This is a genomic window from Methylobacterium komagatae, from assembly GCF_042661665.1.
Lineage (GTDB): Bacteria > Pseudomonadota > Alphaproteobacteria > Rhizobiales > Beijerinckiaceae > Methylobacterium > Methylobacterium komagatae.
The window spans coordinates 2,843,648-2,866,138 of record NZ_JBHSWN010000001.1; the positions used below are offsets into that span (position 1 = coordinate 2,843,648).

A 22,491-nucleotide genomic window follows, 5' to 3' on the forward strand; every position below is an offset into this window, starting at 1 on the left:
GCCGCTACTCCGCAGCCACGAGGTCGAGGAGCGGGGCGTCGGCCCTGACACCGAACCGACGGGCATCGTCTGGCCGCGTCCGCAAGCGCTTCTGGCCCGGCGGAATCCAGATCGGCGCGCGGGGCGCCTCACCATTCACCCACACGAACCACGCGTAGGCCGTCGCAGAGGATGCGTTCGGCTCCCACCGACCCTTGAGCATCGCCACCCGCTCGACGAAGGGGGCGATGACGGTCGGCGGTCGGTGCCGAAAAAGGCTCTCGTAACGGGCCTCACCCTCCATCCATGCCGTGCGCAGCAGGAGCGCGACCGCTACGTTCGCCTCATCGAGCGCGCGCAGGGCGAACTTCACCGCAGCGTTAAAGGGCGGGTTGGTGCAGATCAGATCGACCGGCGGCGGCATCCGCGTATCGCGGTCGAGGAAATCGGCGACGCTGTAGCCGCGCCCGTAATCGAAGACGTCACTGCCGCGAACGATCGCGATCTCTTCCTGCAGGACCTCCACCATGTGGCCTTCCCCGCAGGCTGGATCCCAGGCCATGCAGATGTGCTGGCCGCCGAGGGCAAGTGGCAGGACCTCGGCGAGCAGCGCCCGCGTCGCCCAGGGAGGCGTCGGGAAAAAGTCGAGGCTGTCCGGCGGCTCGCGACGCGAGGCCATGACGGAGGCGTGACCGGCGGGGATCATGCGAACCCCCGCACCATGCGAGCCATGCCGGTGTGCAGGCAGGCCTGTTGGAATACGCCATGGCTCGCGGCCTCGCAGAGGTCGTTCGCCTCGGCAGCGTCACCGTCGGCAGCGATCGCCACGGCAAGACCGATACCCGCCGTCAGCTCGGCGATGAGATCGGTCAGCGCCGTCCGGTCGCCCTGCGCGTCGATCATTCGACCGACGACGAAATCGGTGAGGGGTGATGAGACGCTCATGCCGCCGCCCTCACGGCCTGCGCGTCGAGCGCCGTGACCTGGATCACCAGTTCGGGCGTCTCCGAGTAGAATTTCCGCACGAGGCCATCGACCACGCTGGCATCGTCGGCCCAGACGATGGTGTTCAGCGCATCGATGACCTTCGCGATGTTGTCCCAATCGGGCTTGGTGGTGGGACGGAGGCGACCCTCGATCGCGTCCAGGCGCTTGCGCTTCGACCAGCTCGCCGGGATCGGGAGCATGGCGAAGATCCGGACCTCCAGGGGGCCGGTCAGTTGGGCCCGGCCGCGCATTTCGAGACCGGCGGCAAGACGCAGCGCGCCCTCGTAAGCCTCGGTCTTCTGGTCCGGGTGCGAGTGGATTCGCGACACGCCCCCGCGTCGGACGAGCCTGCGCGCGATGTCGGCCCTTGCCACGAGGGGCGCCGGGCAGGCGGATGATGACGGTGTCGGACATCGCGCGCCTCCCGGTCAGGCGTCAGCGTCGGCGGGGGAGCGACGGCGCGAGCGCGTGCTCGCCGTCGGCGGCTCCGGCAGGGGTGAGCGATCCGGTTCGACGGCTCCCGTCCCGGCTTCGGCCTCAGCCCCAGCCGCGCCCACCCCCTCAGCGATCACGCCATCGCCATCTGCGATCGGAAGGTCCGGCTGATCCTTGTCGGCAAGGGCCTCCGCCCGCTGGCCGTAGAAGACCGACGCCTCGGCAAGGACGAGGACCGCGCTGCCGGAGCCGTGCTCGGCGAGCTTGGTGATGTCGTCGACGGAGGAGGAAGCGTTGACCTCCAGCTTGATCCCGTCCTTCACGCTCCACTTGCCCGTGGAGACGGTCAGGTGCGCGAATCCCTGGTGCGCTACGAGCCGCGTAGCCTCGCGGACCACGTGATAGGCGAGATTATCGGCGCGGCCGATGAACTTCTTCTGCTCGCGCTCGGACAGCTTGGTCCAGCACGGCATATCGCGGGCGATATCGTCGAGGATCTTGTCTCGAATATCACCCCGCAGGGTCTCAGCGGCGAGCGCAACGGTCGCTTCCGCTTGCGCAACTGTATCCGATGTGGCTTCCATTGCTCTCTCCACTACGGGCACCACGCCCGTTCTCTACAGACCGCCCGGCCCCTGCTTGCCTGCAGGCCGGGCGGTTCTCGTTTCGGGATCAGGCGGCGACGGCTTGGGGCGCCGGGTCCTGCGCGGGCGCGGCGGCCGGAGCCTCGGTGACCGGCGCGGCCTCGACGGGCGCCGGCATGGCCGCCGCGAGCTGCTCTTGAAGCGCGGGAAGCTCATTGAGATCGCCGAGCTGCGTGGCGATGCCGCTCTCGCCGACGACCGTTTCGGCGTGTCCTTGGAGTTCGGCGACGGTGCTCGCGAGCTTGTCGAGGACCTTGCTCATGGCGAGGATGGTCTCGCCCTGATCTGCGAAGCGCGCTTCCAGATCGGCATTCTTGCTCTTGAGGTCGGCGATTTCGTTCTGATTTTCGCCGATCTGCCCCTGCGCGATCACATGGGCACCGACCATGATGCGGAGGAGGTTGACGAGGTTCGGATTGATGGCGTCGGCCATGGTGTGCTCCTGCGGGTGAAGGGTTAGGCGGTGGTGGCCGGCCGGGCGGCGGGCGCAGCGGCACGGGCCGCAACGGCGGCGGCCGGCCTGGGCTTTTCGAGAGCGGTGACACGTTCGTGCAGCGCCTTGACTGCAGCGACCACCTCGTCAGCGGGCGTGGCGGCTGCGGACAGCGCCTTCTCCAAAGCGACACGTAGCTCGGCGATTTCCTCACGGATCGGAGCGAATAGGTCCGTGGCATCGCTGGCGGCGGACGGCACAAGGCCCTTCAGCGTCTCGATCTCTCGGCGCAGCGCGGCGTTTTCTTCCTTCAGCGGTTCGACGGCCGCACGGATCTCATCGGCGAAGTGCTCTGCGATGCTGTCGACGGCATCTTCCGCGTCCGCTGCCGGCGCCCCCGCCATCTGGACACGGATGAACTTCAGCAGCTTCGAGAGCGGCTTGACGACGGGGGCACTCCAGGGATTGGACACGGGACGTCTCCGGGAAGGGCGCGAGGACGCGCGAAAGGGGATCAGGGATGCGGGCGACCAGGCGGGAGGCGCGGGTCGTGCCCGGTCCATCGCGGGACCAGCGGCTCGACGGACTCGCCGATCGGGGCATGGACCTGCTGCGACGGCTGACGGGGCGCGTCGCGGGCCTCCGGCGCCAACCTCACTAGGTTGGTGGCCATGTCCTCGCAGCACACGAGACTGAAGAGCAGGCCTGCCCAAGCCGCGTAAGCGATGGCGCCGGTCGGGGCGTTCGCCTCGACGGAGAGGCGCGTCGCCCGGATTAGACCGGGCACGGCGGCGAGGGCGGCCGGGTTCGACATCACGCGCCGGCCAGCTTTTCGCGCAACAGGTAGCCTTCCAGCTCCCAGATGCGCTCACGCGCGTTGCGCCGGGCAATGTCCCGCCCGATGGCTTCGTCGAAGTTCTGCGGGCTCGCAGCGGCGCTGGTGCCCGTCACGATGAAGCCGTTGCGCAGGGTGAGCGCGCAGACGGTCAGGGTCGTGCCCGGGAAGACGTGAAACGCCTCGGCAGAGATACAGGCGTCAATGAGATCGGGCGTGAGGCGGGGGGCGTTCAGGCCCTTCGCCTGGATCTCGGCCTCGACGCGAGTTTCGTCGTTCGACATGGACGGCTCCTAGGTGAGCCGAGCGGCCGGGCGCCGCTCGGAAGCGGCAGATCAGTCCGAGACGACCATCCAGTCGTCGGCGAGCATGTCCGTCTGGGAGGCAAGCCAGCCCATCAGGATCTCGCCGGAGGCGGTCTTCATGTTGATGCAGGGCAGGACGGTCGCAGAGCCGCCGTTCCGCCGAGCGAACTCGCTGCACGGCTTCGACCAGAAGTTCTCGAAGGCGATCTCGCGACCTTCGAGAGGTCCGGAAAGCGCGAGCCACATGCCCTTGCCGTTCCATCCGGCCCGGCAGACCCGCTCGCCAGCCTTCAACGCGATGAGCGCGACACCGAACGACAGACCCGAGCCACCATCAGCGAGGGCGGGCGCATAGTTCGCCTCGAAGACATCGGGTTTGCAGGGATAGAAGCCGCCGCTGTTCGCTTCAGTGATGATCCAGTCGCCTGGCTGCACGCCAACGAAGCCCTGGCGGCCCTCGACGACGAATCCTTCGCCGAATGAAGCCTCGACCGCCGGATGATCGCCCAGCTTATGGAACTGCACCGCTTCGACGGTGACCGGCTTCTTCGTGAAGTGCGGCATCCTCACTCCTCCTCGTTCGCGGCCCGCCACAGCGGCAGGTCCGTCAGTTCCACTTCTCGGGTGGGCCGGATCGTCCGCGCCGATTGGCGAGCCGTTCCCACCACGCCCGGAGCTGCGCCTTCAGGCGCGACACCTGCCGCGCGAAGAGCAGCCGCAGCCGCAGCCACCGCAGGGTGGTCAGACCCGGCGAGCGCGGCGGTGATCTCGACGTCATGGGCAAGCCTCCGGAGTTGCCGCTCGCGTTCGGCGGCGTGGGCGGCCTCGATCCGCGCCAGGACATGCGAGGCGATTTCCTTGGGCGGCCGGTACCGGAGCGCCCAGAGCTTCCCGAAGGGGACGGCGGCCCGGTTCGCGATCCGCCGCATGGCGTTCGCGGTGTCACCGGGGCCGCGTGTTTCCCAGCGGAGCAGATCGTTTGAGAGGGATTGCCCCCTCATCACGTCAGCATTCGACATTTGCGATGTCCGCAAAGACCTTTTGCACAAGCTCAAAGCTCCCCGTGGTTGTTTCAGGCCACGGAGAGCGAGGCGCTTATGCGAAGGGAGTTCTTGAGAGTACGCACTCAATACGCAGGCATCTCGGCCGACAGCTTGCAGGCGACGCGGCAGGGATGCGGGAACAGGAACGCCCACCCGGCGGTCAGAACAGGACACCGGGCAGGCGATCGGGCGCTGAAGCGCGCCGCGATAGGGGAGGGAGCGCGCGATCATGCGAACGCCCCCGAGAAAACGAGACAGGCGAGGCCGAGCACACCGAGCCCAGCGCAGCACGTCAACCCGACGGCCCGATGCTCTGACACGCCGAGTTCGTTGGCGGACCACGTCAGACCGCCGACGAACCCACCGGTCGCGAGGCACATCGAGCCAAGGCAAAGGAAGACGATCTGGCCGACCATGTCAGTGCAGCCCCCGCGAAGGGACTTCGACGGGGCCGGCGGTGATCGTGAAGCCGGTCGGCAGGCCGCGACGGGTCACGGCCTCGCTCAACGCCACCATGAAGTGGCGGAACGCTTTGGCCCGCGTTTCCTCGTCTCCGGGCATGGTCACCAAGTCGGCAACGGCCTCGGCGAGCCCGACAAGCGCAAGGGAGCTTTCGACCCGAATGGCTCCCGACGGATCGCGCGGCAGATGCTCTTCGGCATGCGCCTCAATGGCAGCGCGGATCGCGCAATGAAGGCAGCGTTCCGTCATCAGGCACCTGCCTTGTCGAGAAGGATTCGCGCGTCTTCGGCCGCCTCGTCGGCGGCACAGAGCCAGCCGGCAGCGGACACGCCGTGCTCGTCATGAGCGGTCCAGCGCACGGCGAAGGGCTCGCCCCAGCGGCAGGGTCGGTTCAGCAGCGGCGCGGCCGTGATGCCGACGCCGCGATAGCCCCACTCCTGCAACGTCGCCCGCGCGCCGATGTGATCGGCCTCGCAGGCGGCGAGCGCGAGGGTCAGGACGAGCGCCCCCGAAAGAGGCCGGAGCCCGAAGGCCCCGGCCAGTCTAGGAGGAGTCGCCCGCCATGGGCGCGATGACGGCCAACGGCCGAAAGGATAACGGGCGTTCTCGACCCAGGCCCGGCGGCCAGGTGAGCGCCGAGCGCTACGGGCTCATTCCCGCGCTTTGCCCGGCCGAGATCGGGGGAGGCGCGCATCACGCGGCTCCCTCAATCATTGAAGCGCGAGCCCCTTCACGCATGCGGGCGAGAGTGCGCGTGCGCCATTCGGGGTCAGCCCAACGCGCTTTTGCTGACACGCTGCGAAATTGGGACAGCCGGCTGCGAGGGCCGTCGTCGGCGCGAAAGGTAAGCTCGGACCACTCGGGGATCCGATCCACGCCCTTCCCCCAAACTGAGTCGAGGAAGCCGACGAGTGGCCCCTCGACGCGGAACCACTCGCGATGAGAGCGAAGCGAGTCGAACCGGGCATGAAGGAGGAGCTCTTCCTTCGGGGCCATCAACCACATCGAAACCAGACGGATCAGGACGGGGCTGAACAGCTCCATCTGACGGACGCGCCCGCGTGGATTGAGCGAGCACCCGATCTTGACGAGCCCGTTCCGAGCCTCGGCGATGTAGATGAAGTCAGCCATCACGCCGCCTCCGGCTTGGCCGGTACTGGCGGATACAGGTCGGGCCGAAGCTCGTGGCGGGGGACGCCAGTCAGCTCTTCAACGGCGAGTACCCGCAAGGGTGGACATTGCGTCCATTGGCTGATGGCCGCGCCAGAGATGCCTAGAGCGCGCCCGAGTTTGGCGTGCCCACCGGCCTTTTCGATAGCGATCTTAAGCGCTGCTTCGCTCATGGGCATAAGCATAAGCATGACTTACGACAGTACGCAAGTGCAACTTAGCTTGCGATTTGATAAGCGCGCCTTATCGAGGGGGATATGACGAACCCGCTCGCCTCTCTGATAACTCAGAAGCGCACCGCTCGCAGATGGAGCAAGGCGCGCCTCGCCAAAGAGCTGGGCATCAGCGCCTCAGCGGTTTCCCAGTGGGAATCTGGGGAAACCTTTCCGGCGCCTCCGCGTGTGATGGACCTGGCCCTAGTGCTCGGCCTTGATCTCACGACGGGCGAGGTAATCAGCGAGCTTGTTAAGCGAGGAATCGTTCTTGCTGGCGCCAAAGGGGTCGTAGACCATCCAGACAGTGTCAAGAATGAAGAAGTGGAGCCGAGCGGCAACCTTCCGTTTGGCGGAGTGAAGCCTGCATATGACGCCCCGGCTTTCACTTATGTCCGAGGGCTTGCGAGAGACGTTCCTGTTTACGGGATAGCTGTCGGCGGAAATGACGGCGACTTCCATTTCAACGGAACACAGATCGACAGAGCAATACGCCCGAACGGCCTTGCAGATGCAAAAGATATATTCGCGTTATATGTGGTCAACGATAGTATGTATCCGGCGTGGCGTGAAGGCGCGTTATTTTACGTAAATCCCCATAGAGCGCCTGCCATCGGTGATGATGTTGTCGTTGAAGTAATTTCGGCGAAGGAAGGAGAGCCTCACGCAGCCTTTCTCAAGCGGCTGAAAAAGCGAACATCCGAAAAGGTCATAGTCGAGCAATTCAATCCGCCTAAGGAAATTGAATTCGACCGAGCATCAGTGCGATTGTATCGAGTGATACCATGGGAAGAGGCGCTAGGACTTTCATAGCACTTTAATAGCTATCGCTTCTTCGCATCGATAATACGGTGTGATTGATACGTTCTTAGAGATTTTGCCCTGTTCTGCGCACACCCGGCACCGTAGCTTGTGACCAAGCTGTTCGATCGTGTTGATCCCGCGCCCAATCATGCGCTGAACCTGAGGCCGACTTAGCCTCCTACGTCGCCCGCAGTTCTCACATTCGATACCCAGCCCGACCAAATCACCAAAGCCGTTTGCGCTGCCCCCGACCATGTGTTCACCTTACGTTCTCGCGTGGCTTCCAACCAAACGAGCTTGATCGTCTGAGTCGAGACGAAATTCGCTTATCCACACTCGTCCACAGACCAGCCGAAAGCGGTCGATCCTTCGAGATAAGCGTCACTTACGAAAGTGCTTGCGGCAAATCGTAAGCCGTGCTTATGATGCTCCATCGCAACACCGCGACGGAGCCGGTCATGCGGATCGCCTACTTCACCAAGACGAAGACCCGCTGCTTCCTGACGATCAAGGAAGGCCCCGGTGGCGCGACCGTCGACACGGTCGAGATCGCCGGCAAGCGCGAGGCCCGCGCCTACTGCGCCACCCACGGCATCCAGGCGTGGAGCTTCTGATGGCCGCGCTCCAGCAGCTCAACTTCGAGCAGGCGATGACGCTGGTCTTCGTCTTCGCGAACATGGCCGTCGGCGGGATCCTGATAGCCGGCCGCGCCGCCCTTCGGATGGAGGGCTGACATGGCCCAGGCCCGCACCTTCGACACCACCGTCGCCATGTCGATTTCAGACGGCGGTGAGCAGGAGTTCATCTTGCGCCTCCGGTACAACTTCGTGCGGGGGTATGCCGATACCCACGACGAGCCGGGCTGCGCCGACACCGTCGAGATCGTCGGTATCCGCCTGCTCCGTCCGGACGAAGCCAAGGAATTCGACGTCCCGACGTGGATGCAGGCGCTCATCGACGCCGACGAGAGCCTAGCTGCCAGTCTCATCGCCCATGCGCGAGAGACCGATGCGGCCGCCGCTGAAGAAGCTGCCGAGCGTCGCGCCGAAGACGCTCGCCATGACCGCATGATGGAGGGCCGCTGACATGGCTGCCCCCGACCGCTTCGACGTCACCCGTCTCCGCGACGGCTTCGCCATCGTCGAGATCCACTCCGGCGGCTTCGGTCGCGAGATTATCGAGCGCGAGTTCGGCTGTGAGGCCGCCGCCTGGGACCGCATCGACGAGATCGTCCAGGCCGACCGCGACGAGGCTGCGGCCATCGCGCTCGCCATCGCTGAGCACGACGCGGAAGAACTGCTGGTGGCGGCATGAACGCGCCGTTCCGCGCCCCTTCCGTCGCGCTCGCAGACGAACGGCTCGCCCAGGCCGTGGCCGACTTCCTTCACGCTCTCGATCGCGGCGACTTCGGCGCGAAAGCGCTCCGGTTCGGCGACGGCAGCGAGAGCGCTCACGTCGCCGACCTGCGGACGAGGCTCGCCGAGCACCGCACCGACCGGAACCTCGCCGCGGGGAGGGGCCGGTGATCCTCTCCCCTTCGATCTCGCTCTCCTCGCGCCCGTCGCGGCGCTGATCCCGCCCCGCACTCAGGAGTCCGCCGTGCCGACCCCGAACCCCAGAGCGATCTTCGTCGCCGCCCTCGGCATGCCGGGGCCCTTCCAGGTCCAGGCAGATCAGCCGTTCGTCATCGCCGACCGCGATGGCACGCCGATCTTCCTGGCGCTGCCGTCTGGATCCGGACCCGTCGCCCGGCGCGATTTCGCGGCCGTGGTCTGTGCGGTCCTGAACGACCACTGCGGATTTGAGCCCGCGCGAGCCCTGACCTCCCCCATCGCCGACGCCGCGGAGTAGCCGCCATGAAGATCGTTCAGCTCGAAGCCGAGAACGTGAAGCGCCTGCGGGCCGTCACCATCCGCCCCGACGGGAACCTCGTCGAGATCACCGGTCGCAACGGCCAGGGCAAGTCGAGCGTCCTGGACGCGATCTGGTGGGCGCTCTCCGGCACCACGCACATCCAGGCCGTGCCGATCCGCAAGGGCGAGAACGAGGCCCGGATCCGGCTGGACCTCGGCGATATCAAGGTCGTGCGCACCTTCAAGAAGCGCGAGGACGAGAGCTTCGGCACCACGCTCGTCGTCGAGAGTGTCGAGGGCGCCCGCTTCCCGTCGCCCCAGCGGATGCTCGACAGCCTCCTCGGCGCTCTGAGCTTCGATCCGCTCGCCTTCACCCGCATGGACGGGAAGGCGCAACTGCAGGCGATGCGCCGCTTCGTGCCTGACGTCGACTTCGAGGCGATCGAGGCGGCGAACGAGGTAGATTACGACCTGCGAACCGGCGTGAATCGGCAGGCCAAGCAGCTCCGCGCCCAGGCCGCCGGGATCGTCGTGCCCCAGGACCTTCCGGCTGAGCGCATGGACGATGCCGCCCTCGTGGACGAGCTCGACGAAGGCCGGCGAGCAGAATGCCGAGCTGGAGCGCCGGAAGGCGCGCCGCGAAGAGACTGTCCGCGAGGCTCGCTCATTCCTCGACAGCGCTGCGACCGAGAGAACCCAGGCGAAGCAGTTGCGCGAACGTGCGGAGGCGCTCGATAGGGCGGCCGATGAGCACGAGGCCACCGCCAATAAGCTGAATGAGCGGCTTCGCACTGCGCAGCCCCTGCCGGAGCCCATCGACACGGCGGCGCTCCGTGAGCGGATCGCGGAGGCCTCCCGCCTGAACGCAGCCTTCGACGCCCGCGACCGCCGCGAGAGCATCGAGCGTGAGGCCACGGACGCCGAGGCGAAGTCGGCCGCGCTGACCGATGCCATCGCCAAGCGCAAGGACGAGATGCAGGCCGCCGTCGCCAAGGCCGAGATGCCGGTGCCCGGCCTCACCTTCGGCGCCGACGAAATCCTCCTCGGCGGGGTGCCCTTCGAGCAGGCCTCCAGCGCCGAGCAGCTCCGCACGTCGGTGGCGATCGCCATGGCGGCGAACCCCAAGCTCCGGGTCATCCGGGTTCAGGACGGCTCGCTCCTCGACGAGGAGGCCATGCGCATCCTCGCCGAGATGGCGGCCGAGGCGGACTATCAGGTCTGGATCGAGCGGGTTGGGGTGTCGGGCACAGTCGGCATCGTCATCGAAGACGGGGCGATCCGCTCGCCCGTCGCGCAGGCGGCGGAGTGACGGTCATGGCGAAGACCAGATCACCACGCTCACCTGCACGGCTCCGAACCGTTCAGTGCTGCGTCTGTCGCACGGACTTCGAAACCCGACACAGCCAGGGGCGCTACTGCTCCGAGGAGTGCTCGCGGGTCGGGGCTCGCAAGTCCTGGCGTGACTACGGCGAGCGCAACAAGGACCGGCGGCGAGCCTATCACCGCGAGCATTACGCCCAGAACGCCGAGCAGATCATCGCTCGAACTGGCGCCTACGCACTGACGCCGGCCGGCCGGGAGGCGCGGGCTCTCATCCGCGAGAACCTGAAGGTGCGAGCGCCTGAAAAGCTGGCGGCTCGCTACGCGGTGAAAGTCGCGCTCCAGAACGGCACGCTGGCCCGCCAGCCTTGCGAGCGCTGCGCGGGCGTCCCGTCGGAGGCTCACCACCCCGACTACTCGCGCCCACTCGACGTCACCTGGCTCTGCCGCCCCTGTCACCTAGCCGAGCACGGCCGTGTGAGCCGGGCCGGCGAGGCCACCCCTCCAGGTCGCGGCAGCGGAGTGAGCACCATGGACATCATCGAGCACACCAGCGCGCGCGTGCCTGGTCCCGGCCTCTATCGGATGCCGGCCGCCCTCTATCATTCGGATCCTTGTCCAGAGCCGAGCCTGTCGTCGTCGCTGGCGAAGATCCTCATCGCCCAGAGCGCGCAGCACGCCTTCGTCGCTCACCCGCGCCTCGGCGGTACTCTCGAGGAATCGGACCCCACGCGGCCGAAGGAGATCGGGACGGCGGTCCACAAGCTCATCCTCGGCCATGGCCGCGACCTCGTCGCCATCATGGCCGACGACTATAAGAGCGCCTCCGCGCGGCAGCAGCGGGCCCAGGCCTACGCGGACGGCGACGCGCCAATCCTCCGCCCCGACCTCGACCGAGCCGAGGTCCTGGCCGAGCGCATCCGCAGCCAGATCGTCCAAGTGCCCGACTGCGCCGGGTTTGCCGACGCCGACACCGAACTCGTGGCCATCGCTCGCGACCGCGACGGGCTCTGGTACCGAATCATGATGGACGCCTTCGAGCACCGGCTCGGCAGCGCCGTCATCTACGACGTGAAGACCTCCGACCAGTCGGCCGCGCCCCAGGACATCGGGCGCCGGATCGAGGGCATGGCCATGGAGGTACAGGCCGCGTTCTACTCGCACGTCGTCGGCCTGCTGTGGCCCTGCTCGGCGGCCGGATCACCTTCCGGTGGATCTTCGGCGAGAACGACCCGCCGAACGGCATCACCGTGGCGCAAGCCGACGGTGCGGGCCTTGAGATCGGGCGTCGCAAGATGGCGCTGGCCATCCACCGGTGGCGCGAGGGCATGAAGACCGGAAACTGGCCCGGCTATCCCGGCCAGATCATCCGCGCCGATTACCCCGAATGGGCGGTGAAGCGCTGGATGGAGCGCGAGGAGAACGACCCGACCACGCGCGGCGTCGATTGGGACGTCGCTCGCTCCCCCTTCCGTCCTCTCGACATGGAGAGCGCGGCGTGAGCTTCACCTTCGCCCCCGCCGTCAGCTTCACGGAGCGCGCCGGCCTTTTCGTGTCCCTCACCGGGGGCACGAACTCCGGCAAGACCTTCTCGGCGATGCGCCTCGCGCGCGGCATCGCCGGGCCCTCGGGCAAGATCGCCGTGCTCGACACCGAGGGCGGGCGCACCCTGCATCTGAAGGACGCCTTCGCGTTCGATGCGAACGTGATGGACGCGCCGTTCCGGCCGGAGCGGTTCTCGGATGCAGCGCGCGCCGCCGAGGACGCGGGCTATGCCGCCCTGGTCATCGACAGCTTCTCGATGGAGTGGGTCGGGATCGGCGGCGTGCTCGACTGGCAGGCCGCCGAGCTGCAGCGGATGGCCGGCGACGACTACCGCAAGCAGGAGCGCATGAAGATGGCCTCCTGGATCAAGCCGAAGACCGCGCATAAGGCGATGGTCTACGCGCTGCTCCAGCGGCGCATCCCGATCATCTTCTCGATCCGGGGCGAGGAGACCGTGAAGCCGGGCGAGGCCGGCGAGAAGCCGACCAAGATCCTGAAATCGGTCTGCAACTCGCAGTTCCCCTACGAGGTCACGGTCTCCTTCCGCCTGGAGGCTGAGCGCAAGGGCTACATCGATCTCTCGGACCCGAGGTCGTGGAAGATGGAGGGCGCCCACGAGGCGATCTTCCGCCACGGCGAACGGATCAGCGAGGAGCATGGCGCCGCCTTGGCCGCTTGGGCGCGGGGCGAGCGCGGAGCCGCCGCAGCGCCGGCCCCGTCGAAGCCCGACGAGCCAAGGGCTGGCAGTCGCGTCGAGCGCTTGTTCACGGCAGCTCGCGAGGCGGCGGCCAAGGGCGTTCATGCGCTCGCGGCTTTCCGGGAGTCGCTGGACCCGCGCGCAGACGCAGCGCTCGCCCCGATCATGTCCGAGCTGGACCGGACGGCGTCCTACGCCGACGCGGCCGACGACTTCCCCGGCTCCTCTTCCATCACCGGCGAAAGGGCGGCCTGACCATGTGCAACGCGTGCGCCTTCTACTGCTGCGCCTCGGACGAGTTCGAAGGCTGCGGCTGCGACCACTGCTACGACTCCGCCTGTCGTGACGACGCCGCCGACGACATTGACTTCGGCGACACCATGCCGGGCGACGACGAGGACGACGGCGGCGTGCTGATGCCGCTCGCCGCCTGCGGTTGCGCGCCCGCCCGTGGCTTCCGATGCGAGGCGGTCGCGTGATGCGGTCCTCGGAGCAAACCATCCGCGCCCAGCGCGACGAGATCGAAACCCTGCGCGAGCAGATCCGCCAGTACGAGGAGGCGCTCGCCCCGCGCGGGCTGCTGCCGAGGGCGTGGCGTCTCACCGGGAAGGAAGAGACGCTTCTGCGCGCCCTCCGCGCCGTCGGACCGAACGTGCTTCACCACGAGCGCGCGATGCTCGCCCTCTACGGCATGTGGGAGGACATGCCCGAGCAGAAGATCATCGACGTCTTCATCTGCAAGCTCCGGCGCAAGCTGATGGAGGCGCAGGCGCAGATCCGCATCGAGACGGTCTGGGGTCGCGGCTGGCGGATGACGCCCGAGTCCTGCGCGATGTTCGACGCGGCGGTCGCGGCCGATCAGGCGCGGTGGGACCAGCAGAGGAGCGCCGCCTGATGGCCGCCCCCATCTGCCCCGCCTGCGGGACCGCCGCGCGCCTCACCGACGGCCGCGAGATCTACCCGCACCGGAAGGACCTCGCCGATAAGCCGATCTGGGCCTGCACGGTCTGCGAGGACACGTACGTCGGGTGCCATCCCGGCACCGAGGAGCCGCTCGGCTTCCCGGCCGATGGCGCCCTGCGAGAGGCGCGCATTCTCCTCCACCATCGGCGGATCGACCCGCTGTGGAAGAACGCGCCGGAGACCGGGGGCTACAACACCACCGACGACGGAGCGGTGAACGTCATCCGCAAGGCCGCCCGTGGCCGCGTCTACGGCTTCCTCGCCGAGCGCATGGGGCTCACCCGCGACACCTGCCACACGGCCATGTTCACCCTCGAACAGTGCCGCGAGGCGTGGGTCGCGCTGAACGGCGTCACGTACCCGCAGATCCGCGATTGGGCGAAGTTCGGCGACCGGCGGAAGCCGACGAAGCGGAGGGCGGCGTGATCCACTATCACGGCACCCCGATCACACCCGTCGCCGCTCTCTACCAGCTCGCCGGCCGGCATTTCTGCGTCAGCCACGCCCGGCCGGAGCAGGTCGCCCGCGTCCACGAGGTTGGTCAGAGCGTGATGCTCGACAACGGCGCCTTCTCGAAGTGGAAGCGCGGCGCCGACACGGACTGGCCCGCCTTTTACCGGTGGTGCGAGCGCTGGCTCGGCTTCCCGACGACGTGGGCAGTGATCCCCGACGTTATCGACGGTGGCTCGCAGTTGCAGGACGCCCTCGTGCGGGAATGGCCCTTCGGCCATAGAGGCGCCCCGGTGTGGCACATGGACGAGCCACTGAGCCGGCTCCTTCGGCTTTGCCAGGAATGGCCGCGCGTCTGCATCGGCTCGACGGCCGAGTTCGCGAAGGTCCTGTCAGACGCATGGCGCCGACGGATGGACGAGTGCTGGAACGCGCTCGCCCGCGCCCACCGGCTCCTGCCCTGGATCCACATGCTGCGCGGCCTCCAATGCGCCGGCCTGCAATGGCCCTTTGCCTCCGTCGACAGCACCAACATCGCGCAGAACCACTGGCGTCCGGAGAACACGCCGCGATCCCTCGCCGACCGGTGGGACGCGCTTCAGACGCCCGGCGCGTGGGTCATTCGGCCCGAGCAGATGGAGCTCGGCGCCGCCCTTCCTCTCGCAGCGGAGTAGCCCCATGGCCGAGACGATCACCCTCGACATTGTCATGGCCGGCCGCCTCCGCGACGCTGGCCACCTGAACTACGGCAAGCGCGGCGGCGGCACGATCTGGCGGCACACCACGATCCCGCGCCTCCAGGCCATCGACCGGCCGACTCTCGACGAGGCCGAGACGAAGCGGCTGGGCGTATCCCGTCTGCGCGAGTGGAGCGTGGACGGCGGCCGGGCGGGTAGCCTCGAGGACGCGATCACCGCGCTGAACGTGCCCGCCGTGCTCACACCCGAGCAGGTCGAAGTCCTCGGCTTCGTGCCGGAGGATTGGGTGCAACTCGTGCCCTTCCGTCACGAGATTAGCGAGCGCCTCGGCCGGAAGGTCGGCATCGAGATCATGCTGCTCCGGCAGAAGGGCGCGATCGAGAACGAGCTTCGGCCGGGGCCGGAGCGGCGCGGGGAGCCTTGGATCCGGCGGGCGCCGGGCGCGAGCCTCGCCGTCGAGCAGGGGGAGGCCGCCTAATGCCCGTCTCCGCAAGCCGCATGAAGCTCTATCCCGGTGGCTCGATCCGCTCCCCGGAATGGCTCGCCCTGCGCGAGGAGATCCTGGCCAGGGCCGGAGGTCGCTGTGAGGGCACCCCACAGTTCCCGGCCTGCCGAGCGGTGAACGCCGAGCCGCACCCGGAGACGCGCTCGAAGGTCGTGCTGACGATCGCGCACATGGACCAGCACCCTGGCCACAACGACCCAAGCAATCTCCGAGCGCTCTGCCAGCGGTGCCACAACGCTTGGGACGCGCCGTACCGCCGGGTGAATGCCAGCATCACCCACCATCGGAAGCGCGGCCAGCCGGACTTCTTCGCGGAGGCCATCCATGGCTGATCGCGAGCCTCGCTGCGCCTGCCAGCGCCGCGACCCGTACGACTGCTGGCGCCTGCGCTACCCGCGCCCGGCCGAGGACGAAGATCATACTTCCGTCCGGATGGAGGGCGGCCCCTGCGAATGCCCCTGCCACGACGAATTCGCCTGCGAGGACGAGGGGGATTGGCTCTGATGGTCGCCTACAGCTTCAAGAAGCAATTCGGCCCGCCGATCCTGGCCGGCACGAAGGCGCAGACGATCCGCGCCGACCGGAAGCGCCACGCCCGGCCGGGCGAGATGGTGCAGCTCTTCACGGGGATGCGGACGAGGCAGTGTCGTCGGCTGGGCGAGAGCCAATGCGTCGAGGTCCTGCCGGTGAGGTTCGCGTTCTCGAAGCGCGGCGCCGCCGAGCTGATGCAGGTCGGCGAGAGCTACCTCGTCACCAGCGCCCAGATGGACGCCTTCGCCCGGGCCGACGGGTTCGCGGACCTGGAGGCGATGGTCGGCTTCTGGTGGGCCGAGCACCCGCCTGAAGGCGGCAACGTGCTCACCTTCGAGGGCGTGCTCATCCGCTGGCAGGCCCTCGTCCCCGCCGACGCGCTCGACATCGCGGGGGCAGCATGAGCGCGCCTGTCAGCTTCACCGATCAGATCCGCGCTCACATGAGGAAGCACATGTTCGTCGTGTTCGACCTGGACGGGACGCTCGCCCTCACCGAGCATCGCGCGCACTTCCTCACCCGGCCCGGTCGCGAGAAGGACTGGCGCGGGTTCTACGCGGCTTGCGACAAGGACGAGCCCTGCCACCCGATCATCCGGACGCTCCTCGCGCTCGACGCGACCGGCGCGCATGTCGAGATCTGGTCGGGCCGGTCGGACGAGGTTCGGGACAAGACGACGGCTTGGCTCACCGAGCACGGCCTCGCCCATATCCCGATCCGCACGCGCAAGGCCGGAGATCACCGCCCCGACACCGTCGTGAAGGCCGAATGGCTCGACGAGGGCCGCACGCCGGATCTCGTCTTCGAGGACCGGGCCAGCGTGGTCGCCTTGTGGCGCTCGCGCGGGATTGTCTGCTGTCAGGTCGCGCCGGGGGATTTCTGATGGTCCGCCGCGCCTACGCTGAGGACACGAAAGTCCCGATCGCACAGAGCCGCAGCCAGATCGAGACGATGCTCCGGAAGGCGTCCGCCACCCGCATCGTCACCATGGACGAGGCGCTCGAGGCCGTCGTCATGTTCATGCTCGCCGGTCGGCTCATCAAGCTCCGGATCGAGATCCCCGGCGACGCGAACGAACAGCGTCGCCGCGCGATCTGGCGGGCCATCGGCCTCGTGGTGAAGGCCAAGATCGAGGCCGTCGCTCAAGGCATCACCACCGTCGAGCAGGAATGGCTTGCCCATGTCGTCCTGCCCGACGGCAGCACGGTCGGCGATTGGATCGAGCCACAGCTGGAGGTGGCCTACGACAAGGGCCAGATGCCGACCGAGCCCCTGCTGCTGGAGGGGCCTCGGTGATGCCCCGTAGCGCGCGAATCCCCGACCGGTCCGAGGTCACGGACGATACACCGTTGCGGCTGGATGCTGCGGCCGAGTTAGCGTTCCCCGGCGGCGGCATGACGGCGAGCGGGTTGCGCGGCGAACGTGACGCCGGCCGCCTTGTCACGGAATTCATTGCCGGGCGAGAATATACGACCCTGCGCGAAATCGAGCGGATGAGGAACGCATGTCGAGGCCTTCGAAAGGCGCGCGCCTCTGGCCGCAGAGCGCCCGGTTCGACAATGCTGGAATCCTCCTCGAACGAGCCGTGTGGGTCATCCGAGATGGAAGCACCAAGCGCAGCACAGGCGTCGTTGTCGAGGACGATCGAAAGGCTCCTCCAGAAGCCGAGCAAGCACTCGCGCGCTACCTCGCCGAGAAGCACGAGCCGCCGCGCGAAGGCCACCGTCCACTCGCTGCCGTCCCGGTCGCCGACGTCATCAACATCTACCTGAGGGACTGTGCCGAGCGTCAGGCGCGCCCTCGGGAGGTTGCCCAGCGCGCAGCCGCGCTGATGAAGTTCTGGGGCGCGAAGTCGCTCGCCCAGGTTACTGGCGAGACCTGCCGTGCCTACGTGGCGAAGGGCGGGACGCGCCGCCAGCTCGAAGACCTGCGATCCGCGATCGAGCACCACCTGCGCGAGGGCCTCCACCGCGAGATCGTCCGCGTCGTGCTGCCGGAGAAGGGTGCCGCTCGCGAGCGGTGGCTGACACGATCCGAAGCCGCCCGCCTGATCTGGAGCGCTTATCGCTACCGCGAGATCCAGAAGGGGCACGCCACCGGACGCCGTTCCCGCCGTCACGTCGCCCGGTTCATCCTCGTCGCTCTTTATACTGGCACCCGGGCTGGCGCGATCTGCGCTGCCTCGTTCGAGCCGAGCGAGGGGAGGGGATGGGTCAACCTGGAGACCGGCGTCTTCTACCGCCGCCCCGAGGGCGAGCGTGAGACGAATAAGCGCAAGGCGCCGGTCCGCCTCCCGGACCGCCTGCTGGCGCACCTGCGCCGATGGAAGCGCATGCGGGCCTGCGTGCACCATGTCGTGGAGTGGAACGGTGCCCCGGTGAGGGACGTGGACAAGGCCTTCCGAAACACGGTGGCCGACGCTCGCCTATCTGCCGACGTCACCCCCCACGTCCTGAAGCACACCGCGATCACCTGGGGCATGCAGAATGGGATGACGAAAGAGGACGCCGCTGGCTTCTTCGCGACGACCGTCGAGACGATCGAGCGGCACTACTGGCACCACCACCCCGACTACCAGCGCGAAGCCGCGCGAAAGGTTGGCGGGCGGCCCCGACAGAAACCCGACAGGAACGACAGAAAAAATGGCGAACAAAGCCAGACAAACGTCCTGAAAATGGCCGGTCGCCCTACGGGATGACGGTATACCCCGACGTTCGGGACGTGGGGGTCGCAGGTTCAAATCCTGCCACTCCGACCATCTTTCCCTAGGGGAAGCCGGTCATCCGGTCAGGGGCCCGAGACCCCGGCCACAGGTTCGGCCACAGATTTGCGCCACTGCGCGCACCTACGAAGTCCCTGGACCCGTCAGGCCGCGCGCTTCCGGCCCCTGCCGCCGAGGGCCGCCCGCGCCCCTTCCATGTGCTTCGGCGAGTGGTGGCCGTAGCGCCGTTCGATCATCTCGACCGTCATGCCCACGTAGCCGGCAAGCTCCCAGATATCGACGCCCTCCTGCATTCCCCAAGTCACGGCCGTGTGACGCAAGCTGTGCCGAACGACGTCGTCTCCAAATCCAAGGTCGTAGCAAATATTCGCGAAGGATCTCTTGGTCGATCCTACAGGATTGTTGTTCCACTCGACAACGTAGGTCTGTCCGAGCTTGAACCTCCACCGCCAGAGATGGGCCACCAGGCTGTCCGGCATACGGACCGTCGGGGCGCGCTTGTTGTCCGCCTCCTTCCGGCCGACGGCCTTTCGGTGAAAGATCGCGACCCGCTTGATGACCGGGACCTGGACCTTCCTCTCATAGACCGCGCCGTCGACGGTGACGGTCTCGATCCGCTCCTCGACCGTCGTCTCGGTGGTGAGTTCCATCCAGGGCTTGCCGACGACCTTCTCGAAGCTGGCGTTGCAGACAGGACCCGACCGCGTGCCGGTCCGGAGCGCGACGAGCACGAATCGGGCGAGGTGCCTGCCGACCCGCCGGCCGACGACCTGCTCGCCCTTGCGGGCACCGCGGTGCACGGTCTGGACCTCCACCTTTCGCCAGGCGCCGCGCAGGATCCTGGCGGCCTCGGCCTTCGTCAGCCAGCGGTCGCGCTCCTGCCCCTTCTCGGGCAAGGTGACCCGGACGACGTCTCTCGTCAGGCCGTCCGCGATCGCGGCGTTGATGGCTGCGCGCAGGTCCTCCAGCTCACGCCGGGCCCCGCCCTCGGTGACGACCCGCTGCTTGGTGGGCTTCGAATGTCCGCGACGGACAGGCCCGGCGTCCCCGGCCCGCGGGTTCCCGTCGCGGTCGAGCCCGGCCCGGGCGTGGGCCTTCCATGGCGTTCCGACGCGGCTCGCGACGTAGGCGGCACAAGTCGCGCTGTCGACCTCGTCGAGGGTTCTCTCGCCCCACCATTCCAGCAAGGTGAGGACACGCTGGGCGAGCTCGTGGTGCCGCGCGACGCCGCCCTTCACCTCGCCGGTGACAGGATCGGTCCGTCCCTTCTTAGCAGCGAGGTAGCGATCGAGGACCTCGGCCACGAGCACGTCGGCCGCCGCGCGGTTCTTCCGAGGGCCGTAAGCGTCCGGGGCGACGACGGAGAGGCTCGCTGTGTACTCGTCTAGCGCCCGGAGCGCTTCGCGTTCCTGGTCCTTGCCATGACCGCAGCCAGAGCTGCGGACCTGCCGGCCGCGGTGAACGATCCACCACACGCCGGAGCGGTCGACGCCGTCGGCGTCGGACCTGCCGGGTCGCCACCACAAATAGGGGAGGCCTCTACCGGTCTTGCCGAGGGTGCGGGGCTTGGCGGCCGCACGGCTGGGGCGGATTCGCTTGGACTTCGGGGCGTCGTCCGGCATCTGGCTCTCCATTCGCGGACGAGCCGCTTGGTGACGTACTGCAGCCGACCGTGCCTCTCCACGATGAGGTCGCCCCGGTCGATGGCGCCGCGGAGCGCGGCCGCCGTCCATATCGGGGCACAACCCAGGATCTCGTCGGGCTGGCATAGCTCGGGCAGCCAGCATGCCTGCTCCAGCGTCAGCGGCGCGTCGTCGTGCGCCCCCTCGGCGAGGCGGGCGTCGGCCCAGAGATCGAAGGTCAGACCCGTGTCGAAGATGTAGGTCGGCATGGGGGGATCATGCCCGAAAACGTGGCCGGCGAAAGCGTGACGGAGGTCGAAGGTTAACGTCGAGGGTGCGCCGGTCCCTGGGCTCGGACATCCCGGCCAGGGGTTCGCTAACCGTCGCTCGAATCCGCCCTTGCCGCCGGCGCGCCGATCGGCGAGGCTCGCCCCCATGAGCACGCTCCTCCGCATAGGCAAACGCCAGCGCTTGGCCTGAGGCCAGCCACCGCCGCTGGGATCCCCGGCCGGCATGCGTTCACCTGTTCGAGGGGGCCGAGATGGCCGTCCACTGGTTCTCAAGCGATCAACATTTCGGGCACAAGGGCCTTCTCTCCGATCGGATGAGCCGACCCCGGCCGTTCGCCTCGATCGAGGAGCATGACCGGATCCTGGTGTCGCGCTGGAACGATCGCGTCAGTGCCGACGACGTCGTCTGGTGCCTGGGCGACTTCGCCTATGGGTGCAGCCATTCGAGGGCGCGGGAGATCTTCGACCAGCTCCGCGGCCGGAAGTGCCTCGTCATCGGGAATCACGAGGAACGCGGGATCCGCCTGCCTTGGGCATCCCCGCCCGTCATGGCCGCCACCGTCCACGTGCAGGACCCCGGGATGGCGAAGGCCCAGGCCCTCTACCTGGCTCACTGCGCGCACCGGGTGTGGCCGGGGATGCACCGCGGCGTCCTGCATCTGTACGGGCATTCCCACGGCAGCCTGCCTGGCACGTCGGCGAGCCTGGACGTGGGCGTCGACGCTTGGGACTGGCGGCCGGTGAGGCTCTCGGAGATCCGGGAGGCCCTGGCGGACTCGGCCGCCAGGGAGGCCGGGGTAGGGGCGGCGGTGGCGCTGGCCGAGGCGGCGTAGACGGGGCGGTAAGCCGGGGCTGCCAGGATGGAGCATGCCCTGGCGCACTCGCACCGCCCGACCGATCTCCCTCCGGTTCCACGAGTCCGATCCCGATGGACGGCCGCCGATGCAGTTCGTCGCCCGCCGGATCCCGGCTGGGGAGGGCTTCGTCGATCGGTCGCTCTGGCAGCACATCCACCTGAGCGCTGAGCACAGGGCGACGCTTGCGGCCCTGGCGCCCGTCTGCGATGCCTGGGAGGCCCGCTTGCCTGAGGAGACGGAGATCTCCGCTTTCGTACTCGTCTTCGATCCGTGGCCGGTCGACGTCGAGATCCGACTGTCGGAACACCGGATGCACGGGAAGGTGAACCGCGACTTCTCGGTCGTCGCGCTCACGAGGCACACCGCGTCAGCGGTCTGGGGCGGCTCCGAGGGCAACGGATTCGCGGTGCTCGCCGACGACATCTGGGCCCAACGGGAGGCCAGGTCCGCCCCGGACCTCGATGCGCTCCACTCGCTGACGCCCCAGGCGTGGGAGCCCCGGTAGGGGGCAGGGGCGGTGGCCGCCCTCGCCGAGGCGGCGTAGACGGGGCGGTAAGGGCGGGCTGCCAGGATGTGGCATGCCCCGTCGCCTCATCCGAGCCCTCGCCTTCTACCGCCCGACCGTGAACCGCGGGTCGCCGGACCTTCCGACGAAGACGATGTGGACGACCACGCTGCCCGACGGCGCGGCGGTGCTCATCGGCCATCCGATCTTCCAGCTCGCGCCGCTCGGCAATGTCAGGGAGCAGATGCTGACGGTTGAGCCTCGGATCCTGAAGGAGGTCCGCCTCGACCGGGACGGCCCGGTCGAGGCGCTTATCTGGACCGCCCCTTTCTGGGTCAGGGAGGAGACCTATGCGCTCGCGGACTCCGCCGACGCCGTGCACGATCCTTACCATCCTGATGTGCCCAGGACCGATTTCGGGCCGTACTGGCACTGGATTGGGATGACGCGCGACAGGGTCTGGAAGGATTGCGGCGGCGACCGGGACCACCTTGTGCTCGGGTCGTACCTCCATCTCCTGGAGGGGCTCGACCCCGCCGGGGACCGGATCCTGCCCGACCCCGCCGGAGAGCTGCCCGAGGGCGATGAGGAAGCGCTAGGGGACCTGGCCCCCTAGCGGCAGGC

41 protein-coding genes and 1 tRNA gene are annotated in these 22,491 nt (G+C 67.9%); 26 read left to right on the forward strand and 16 right to left on the reverse strand.

Translation table 11 applies throughout. The annotated features are described in order from the left end of the window. Positions 1 to 4: 4 nt before the first annotated feature. The 15 genes from ACFQE0_RS13955 to ACFQE0_RS14025 form a co-directional block, all read right to left on the reverse strand. A complete protein-coding gene (locus ACFQE0_RS13955) occupies positions 5 to 685 on the reverse strand; it encodes a DNA methyltransferase family protein (protein WP_378970576.1) in 681 nt (226 codons plus the stop codon). Continuing rightward, positions 682 to 924 carry a hypothetical protein gene (locus tag ACFQE0_RS13960; protein WP_378970578.1) on the reverse strand — a complete coding sequence of 81 codons (243 nt, stop codon included), beginning with the start codon at positions 922 to 924 and terminating at the stop codon, positions 682 to 684. Before ACFQE0_RS13960 ends, ACFQE0_RS13955 begins: the two co-directional genes overlap by 4 nt. Then, positions 921 to 1,340: a RusA family crossover junction endodeoxyribonuclease gene (locus ACFQE0_RS13965; protein WP_378970580.1), complete on the reverse strand. Its 420-nt coding sequence runs from the start codon at positions 1,338 to 1,340 to the stop codon at positions 921 to 923. Before ACFQE0_RS13965 ends, ACFQE0_RS13960 begins: the two co-directional genes overlap by 4 nt. Positions 1,341 to 1,394: 54 nt before the next feature. Next, a complete protein-coding gene (locus ACFQE0_RS13970; protein ID WP_378970583.1) occupies positions 1,395 to 1,985 on the reverse strand; it encodes a hypothetical protein in 591 nt (196 codons plus the stop codon). An 88-nt stretch (positions 1,986 to 2,073) separates the two neighbouring features. Continuing rightward, entirely contained in the window at positions 2,074 to 2,478 is a 405-nt protein-coding gene (locus tag ACFQE0_RS13975; protein ID WP_378970585.1) for a hypothetical protein, read from the reverse strand. Between the two features lie 23 nt (positions 2,479 to 2,501). After that, positions 2,502 to 2,951 (reverse strand): hypothetical protein, encoded by a 450-nt coding sequence (locus ACFQE0_RS13980; RefSeq protein WP_378970588.1) that lies wholly within the window; start codon positions 2,949 to 2,951, stop codon positions 2,502 to 2,504. Positions 2,952 to 2,992: 41 nt separating this feature from the next. Next, positions 2,993 to 3,292, reverse strand: a complete 300-nt coding sequence (locus tag ACFQE0_RS13985; RefSeq protein ID WP_378970590.1) for a hypothetical protein — start codon at positions 3,290 to 3,292, stop codon at positions 2,993 to 2,995. Then, the gene (locus ACFQE0_RS13990) at positions 3,292 to 3,597 is read right to left on the reverse strand and encodes a Gp49 family protein (protein ID WP_378970593.1); all 306 of its coding nucleotides are present in this window, start codon (positions 3,595 to 3,597) and stop codon (positions 3,292 to 3,294) included. The genes ACFQE0_RS13985 and ACFQE0_RS13990 overlap by 1 nt, the downstream gene beginning before the upstream one ends. A gap of 51 nt (positions 3,598 to 3,648) precedes the next feature. Beyond that, entirely contained in the window at positions 3,649 to 4,182 is a 534-nt protein-coding gene (locus tag ACFQE0_RS13995) for a DUF2829 domain-containing protein (protein WP_378970596.1), read from the reverse strand. Between the two features lie 2 nt (positions 4,183 to 4,184). After that, positions 4,185 to 4,547 carry a hypothetical protein gene (locus ACFQE0_RS14000; RefSeq protein ID WP_378970598.1) on the reverse strand — a complete coding sequence of 121 codons (363 nt, stop codon included), beginning with the start codon at positions 4,545 to 4,547 and terminating at the stop codon, positions 4,185 to 4,187. Between the two features lie 341 nt (positions 4,548 to 4,888). Next, positions 4,889 to 5,077 (reverse strand): hypothetical protein, encoded by a 189-nt coding sequence (locus tag ACFQE0_RS14005; RefSeq protein WP_378970600.1) that lies wholly within the window; start codon positions 5,075 to 5,077, stop codon positions 4,889 to 4,891. 1 nt (position 5,078) lies between these two features. Then, on the reverse strand, positions 5,079 to 5,372 hold the full coding sequence (locus tag ACFQE0_RS14010; protein WP_378970603.1) for a hypothetical protein: 294 nt from the start codon (positions 5,370 to 5,372) through the stop codon (positions 5,079 to 5,081). Further along, a complete protein-coding gene (locus ACFQE0_RS14015) occupies positions 5,372 to 5,566 on the reverse strand; it encodes a hypothetical protein (protein WP_378970605.1) in 195 nt (64 codons plus the stop codon). The genes ACFQE0_RS14010 and ACFQE0_RS14015 overlap by 1 nt, the downstream gene beginning before the upstream one ends. A 250-nt stretch (positions 5,567 to 5,816) precedes the next feature. Next, the gene (locus ACFQE0_RS14020) at positions 5,817 to 6,254 is read right to left on the reverse strand and encodes a GIY-YIG nuclease family protein (protein ID WP_378970607.1); all 438 of its coding nucleotides are present in this window, start codon (positions 6,252 to 6,254) and stop codon (positions 5,817 to 5,819) included. After that, positions 6,254 to 6,484, reverse strand: coding sequence for a transcriptional regulator (locus ACFQE0_RS14025; RefSeq protein ID WP_378970609.1), 231 nt, complete (start codon positions 6,482 to 6,484; stop codon positions 6,254 to 6,256). Before ACFQE0_RS14025 ends, ACFQE0_RS14020 begins: the two co-directional genes overlap by 1 nt. A gap of 66 nt (positions 6,485 to 6,550) precedes the next feature. On the opposite strand from ACFQE0_RS14025, the gene ACFQE0_RS14030 reads away from it, so the two are divergent. From ACFQE0_RS14030 to ACFQE0_RS14140, 23 genes are all read left to right on the forward strand, one after another. Beyond that, a complete protein-coding gene (locus ACFQE0_RS14030; protein WP_378970611.1) occupies positions 6,551 to 7,318 on the forward strand; it encodes a helix-turn-helix domain-containing protein in 768 nt (255 codons plus the stop codon). 413 nt (positions 7,319 to 7,731) lie between these two features. Then, positions 7,732 to 7,923, forward strand: coding sequence for a hypothetical protein (locus ACFQE0_RS14035; protein WP_378970614.1), 192 nt, complete (start codon positions 7,732 to 7,734; stop codon positions 7,921 to 7,923). A 120-nt stretch (positions 7,924 to 8,043) separates the two neighbouring features. Next, on the forward strand, positions 8,044 to 8,394 hold the full coding sequence (locus ACFQE0_RS14040; RefSeq protein WP_378970616.1) for a hypothetical protein: 351 nt from the start codon (positions 8,044 to 8,046) through the stop codon (positions 8,392 to 8,394). A 1-nt stretch (position 8,395) separates the two neighbouring features. Further along, a complete protein-coding gene (locus ACFQE0_RS14045; RefSeq protein ID WP_378970618.1) occupies positions 8,396 to 8,623 on the forward strand; it encodes a hypothetical protein in 228 nt (75 codons plus the stop codon). Further along, entirely contained in the window at positions 8,620 to 8,835 is a 216-nt protein-coding gene (locus tag ACFQE0_RS14050; RefSeq protein ID WP_378970620.1) for a hypothetical protein, read from the forward strand. The genes ACFQE0_RS14045 and ACFQE0_RS14050 overlap by 4 nt, the downstream gene beginning before the upstream one ends. Positions 8,836 to 8,908: 73 nt before the next feature. Then, positions 8,909 to 9,160 carry a hypothetical protein gene (locus tag ACFQE0_RS14055; RefSeq protein ID WP_378970623.1) on the forward strand — a complete coding sequence of 84 codons (252 nt, stop codon included), beginning with the start codon at positions 8,909 to 8,911 and terminating at the stop codon, positions 9,158 to 9,160. A 5-nt stretch (positions 9,161 to 9,165) separates the two neighbouring features. Further along, positions 9,166 to 9,900 carry an AAA family ATPase gene (locus tag ACFQE0_RS14060; RefSeq protein WP_378970625.1) on the forward strand — a complete coding sequence of 245 codons (735 nt, stop codon included), beginning with the start codon at positions 9,166 to 9,168 and terminating at the stop codon, positions 9,898 to 9,900. Next, a complete protein-coding gene (locus ACFQE0_RS14065; protein WP_378970628.1) occupies positions 9,872 to 10,471 on the forward strand; it encodes a hypothetical protein in 600 nt (199 codons plus the stop codon). The genes ACFQE0_RS14060 and ACFQE0_RS14065 overlap by 29 nt, the downstream gene beginning before the upstream one ends. Positions 10,472 to 10,476: 5 nt before the next feature. Next, positions 10,477 to 11,814: a hypothetical protein gene (locus ACFQE0_RS14070; RefSeq protein ID WP_378970630.1), complete on the forward strand. Its 1,338-nt coding sequence runs from the start codon at positions 10,477 to 10,479 to the stop codon at positions 11,812 to 11,814. Then, positions 11,778 to 11,984: a hypothetical protein gene (locus ACFQE0_RS14075; protein WP_378970632.1), complete on the forward strand. Its 207-nt coding sequence runs from the start codon at positions 11,778 to 11,780 to the stop codon at positions 11,982 to 11,984. Before ACFQE0_RS14070 ends, ACFQE0_RS14075 begins: the two co-directional genes overlap by 37 nt. Continuing rightward, positions 11,981 to 12,979, forward strand: a complete 999-nt coding sequence (locus ACFQE0_RS14080) for a DEAD/DEAH box helicase family protein (RefSeq protein ID WP_378970634.1) — start codon at positions 11,981 to 11,983, stop codon at positions 12,977 to 12,979. The genes ACFQE0_RS14075 and ACFQE0_RS14080 overlap by 4 nt, the downstream gene beginning before the upstream one ends. Before the next feature lie 2 nt (positions 12,980 to 12,981). After that, positions 12,982 to 13,203 (forward strand): hypothetical protein, encoded by a 222-nt coding sequence (locus ACFQE0_RS14085; RefSeq protein ID WP_378970636.1) that lies wholly within the window; start codon positions 12,982 to 12,984, stop codon positions 13,201 to 13,203. Further along, on the forward strand, positions 13,203 to 13,619 hold the full coding sequence (locus ACFQE0_RS14090; protein ID WP_378975478.1) for a helix-turn-helix domain-containing protein: 417 nt from the start codon (positions 13,203 to 13,205) through the stop codon (positions 13,617 to 13,619). The genes ACFQE0_RS14085 and ACFQE0_RS14090 overlap by 1 nt, the downstream gene beginning before the upstream one ends. Then, complete coding sequence (locus tag ACFQE0_RS14095) at positions 13,619 to 14,113, forward strand: zinc-finger-containing protein (RefSeq protein ID WP_378970639.1); 495 nt, start codon at positions 13,619 to 13,621, stop codon at positions 14,111 to 14,113. Before ACFQE0_RS14090 ends, ACFQE0_RS14095 begins: the two co-directional genes overlap by 1 nt. Continuing rightward, positions 14,110 to 14,811, forward strand: coding sequence for a hypothetical protein (locus ACFQE0_RS14100; RefSeq protein ID WP_378970641.1), 702 nt, complete (start codon positions 14,110 to 14,112; stop codon positions 14,809 to 14,811). The genes ACFQE0_RS14095 and ACFQE0_RS14100 overlap by 4 nt, the downstream gene beginning before the upstream one ends. A gap of 4 nt (positions 14,812 to 14,815) precedes the next feature. Further along, positions 14,816 to 15,313: a hypothetical protein gene (locus ACFQE0_RS14105; RefSeq protein ID WP_378970643.1), complete on the forward strand. Its 498-nt coding sequence runs from the start codon at positions 14,816 to 14,818 to the stop codon at positions 15,311 to 15,313. Further along, entirely contained in the window at positions 15,313 to 15,672 is a 360-nt protein-coding gene (locus ACFQE0_RS14110; protein WP_378970645.1) for an HNH endonuclease, read from the forward strand. The genes ACFQE0_RS14105 and ACFQE0_RS14110 overlap by 1 nt, the downstream gene beginning before the upstream one ends. Further along, positions 15,665 to 15,844, forward strand: coding sequence for a hypothetical protein (locus tag ACFQE0_RS14115; protein WP_378970647.1), 180 nt, complete (start codon positions 15,665 to 15,667; stop codon positions 15,842 to 15,844). Before ACFQE0_RS14110 ends, ACFQE0_RS14115 begins: the two co-directional genes overlap by 8 nt. Next, entirely contained in the window at positions 15,844 to 16,275 is a 432-nt protein-coding gene (locus tag ACFQE0_RS14120) for an ASCH domain-containing protein (protein ID WP_378970649.1), read from the forward strand. The genes ACFQE0_RS14115 and ACFQE0_RS14120 overlap by 1 nt, the downstream gene beginning before the upstream one ends. Continuing rightward, positions 16,272 to 16,754: a phosphatase domain-containing protein gene (locus ACFQE0_RS14125; protein WP_378970651.1), complete on the forward strand. Its 483-nt coding sequence runs from the start codon at positions 16,272 to 16,274 to the stop codon at positions 16,752 to 16,754. The genes ACFQE0_RS14120 and ACFQE0_RS14125 overlap by 4 nt, the downstream gene beginning before the upstream one ends. Beyond that, the gene (locus ACFQE0_RS14130; protein ID WP_378970653.1) at positions 16,754 to 17,167 is read left to right on the forward strand and encodes a hypothetical protein; all 414 of its coding nucleotides are present in this window, start codon (positions 16,754 to 16,756) and stop codon (positions 17,165 to 17,167) included. Before ACFQE0_RS14125 ends, ACFQE0_RS14130 begins: the two co-directional genes overlap by 1 nt. Positions 17,168 to 17,375: 208 nt before the next feature. Continuing rightward, complete coding sequence (locus ACFQE0_RS14135) at positions 17,376 to 18,569, forward strand: site-specific integrase (RefSeq protein ID WP_378970656.1); 1,194 nt, start codon at positions 17,376 to 17,378, stop codon at positions 18,567 to 18,569. Further along, positions 18,562 to 18,629, forward strand: a tRNA-Leu gene (locus tag ACFQE0_RS14140). The genes ACFQE0_RS14135 and ACFQE0_RS14140 overlap by 8 nt, the downstream gene beginning before the upstream one ends. Positions 18,630 to 18,736: 107 nt before the next feature. On the opposite strand, the gene ACFQE0_RS14145 is transcribed toward ACFQE0_RS14140, so the two are convergent. Then, complete coding sequence (locus ACFQE0_RS14145; RefSeq protein WP_378970658.1) at positions 18,737 to 20,215, reverse strand: hypothetical protein; 1,479 nt, start codon at positions 20,213 to 20,215, stop codon at positions 18,737 to 18,739. A 604-nt stretch (positions 20,216 to 20,819) separates the two neighbouring features. Between ACFQE0_RS14145 and ACFQE0_RS14150 the strand changes: the two genes are divergently transcribed. The 3 genes from ACFQE0_RS14150 to ACFQE0_RS14160 all read left to right on the forward strand — a co-directional run bounded on the left by ACFQE0_RS14150 (position 20,820) and on the right by ACFQE0_RS14160 (position 22,483). Next, positions 20,820 to 21,338 (forward strand): metallophosphoesterase, encoded by a 519-nt coding sequence (locus tag ACFQE0_RS14150; protein ID WP_378970660.1) that lies wholly within the window; start codon positions 20,820 to 20,822, stop codon positions 21,336 to 21,338. Between the two features lie 34 nt (positions 21,339 to 21,372). Then, a complete protein-coding gene (locus tag ACFQE0_RS14155) occupies positions 21,373 to 21,867 on the forward strand; it encodes a hypothetical protein (RefSeq protein ID WP_378970662.1) in 495 nt (164 codons plus the stop codon). Positions 21,868 to 21,940: 73 nt separating this feature from the next. Continuing rightward, on the forward strand, positions 21,941 to 22,483 hold the full coding sequence (locus tag ACFQE0_RS14160; RefSeq protein WP_378970664.1) for a hypothetical protein: 543 nt from the start codon (positions 21,941 to 21,943) through the stop codon (positions 22,481 to 22,483). The last annotated feature ends 8 nt before the right edge of the window (positions 22,484 to 22,491 follow it).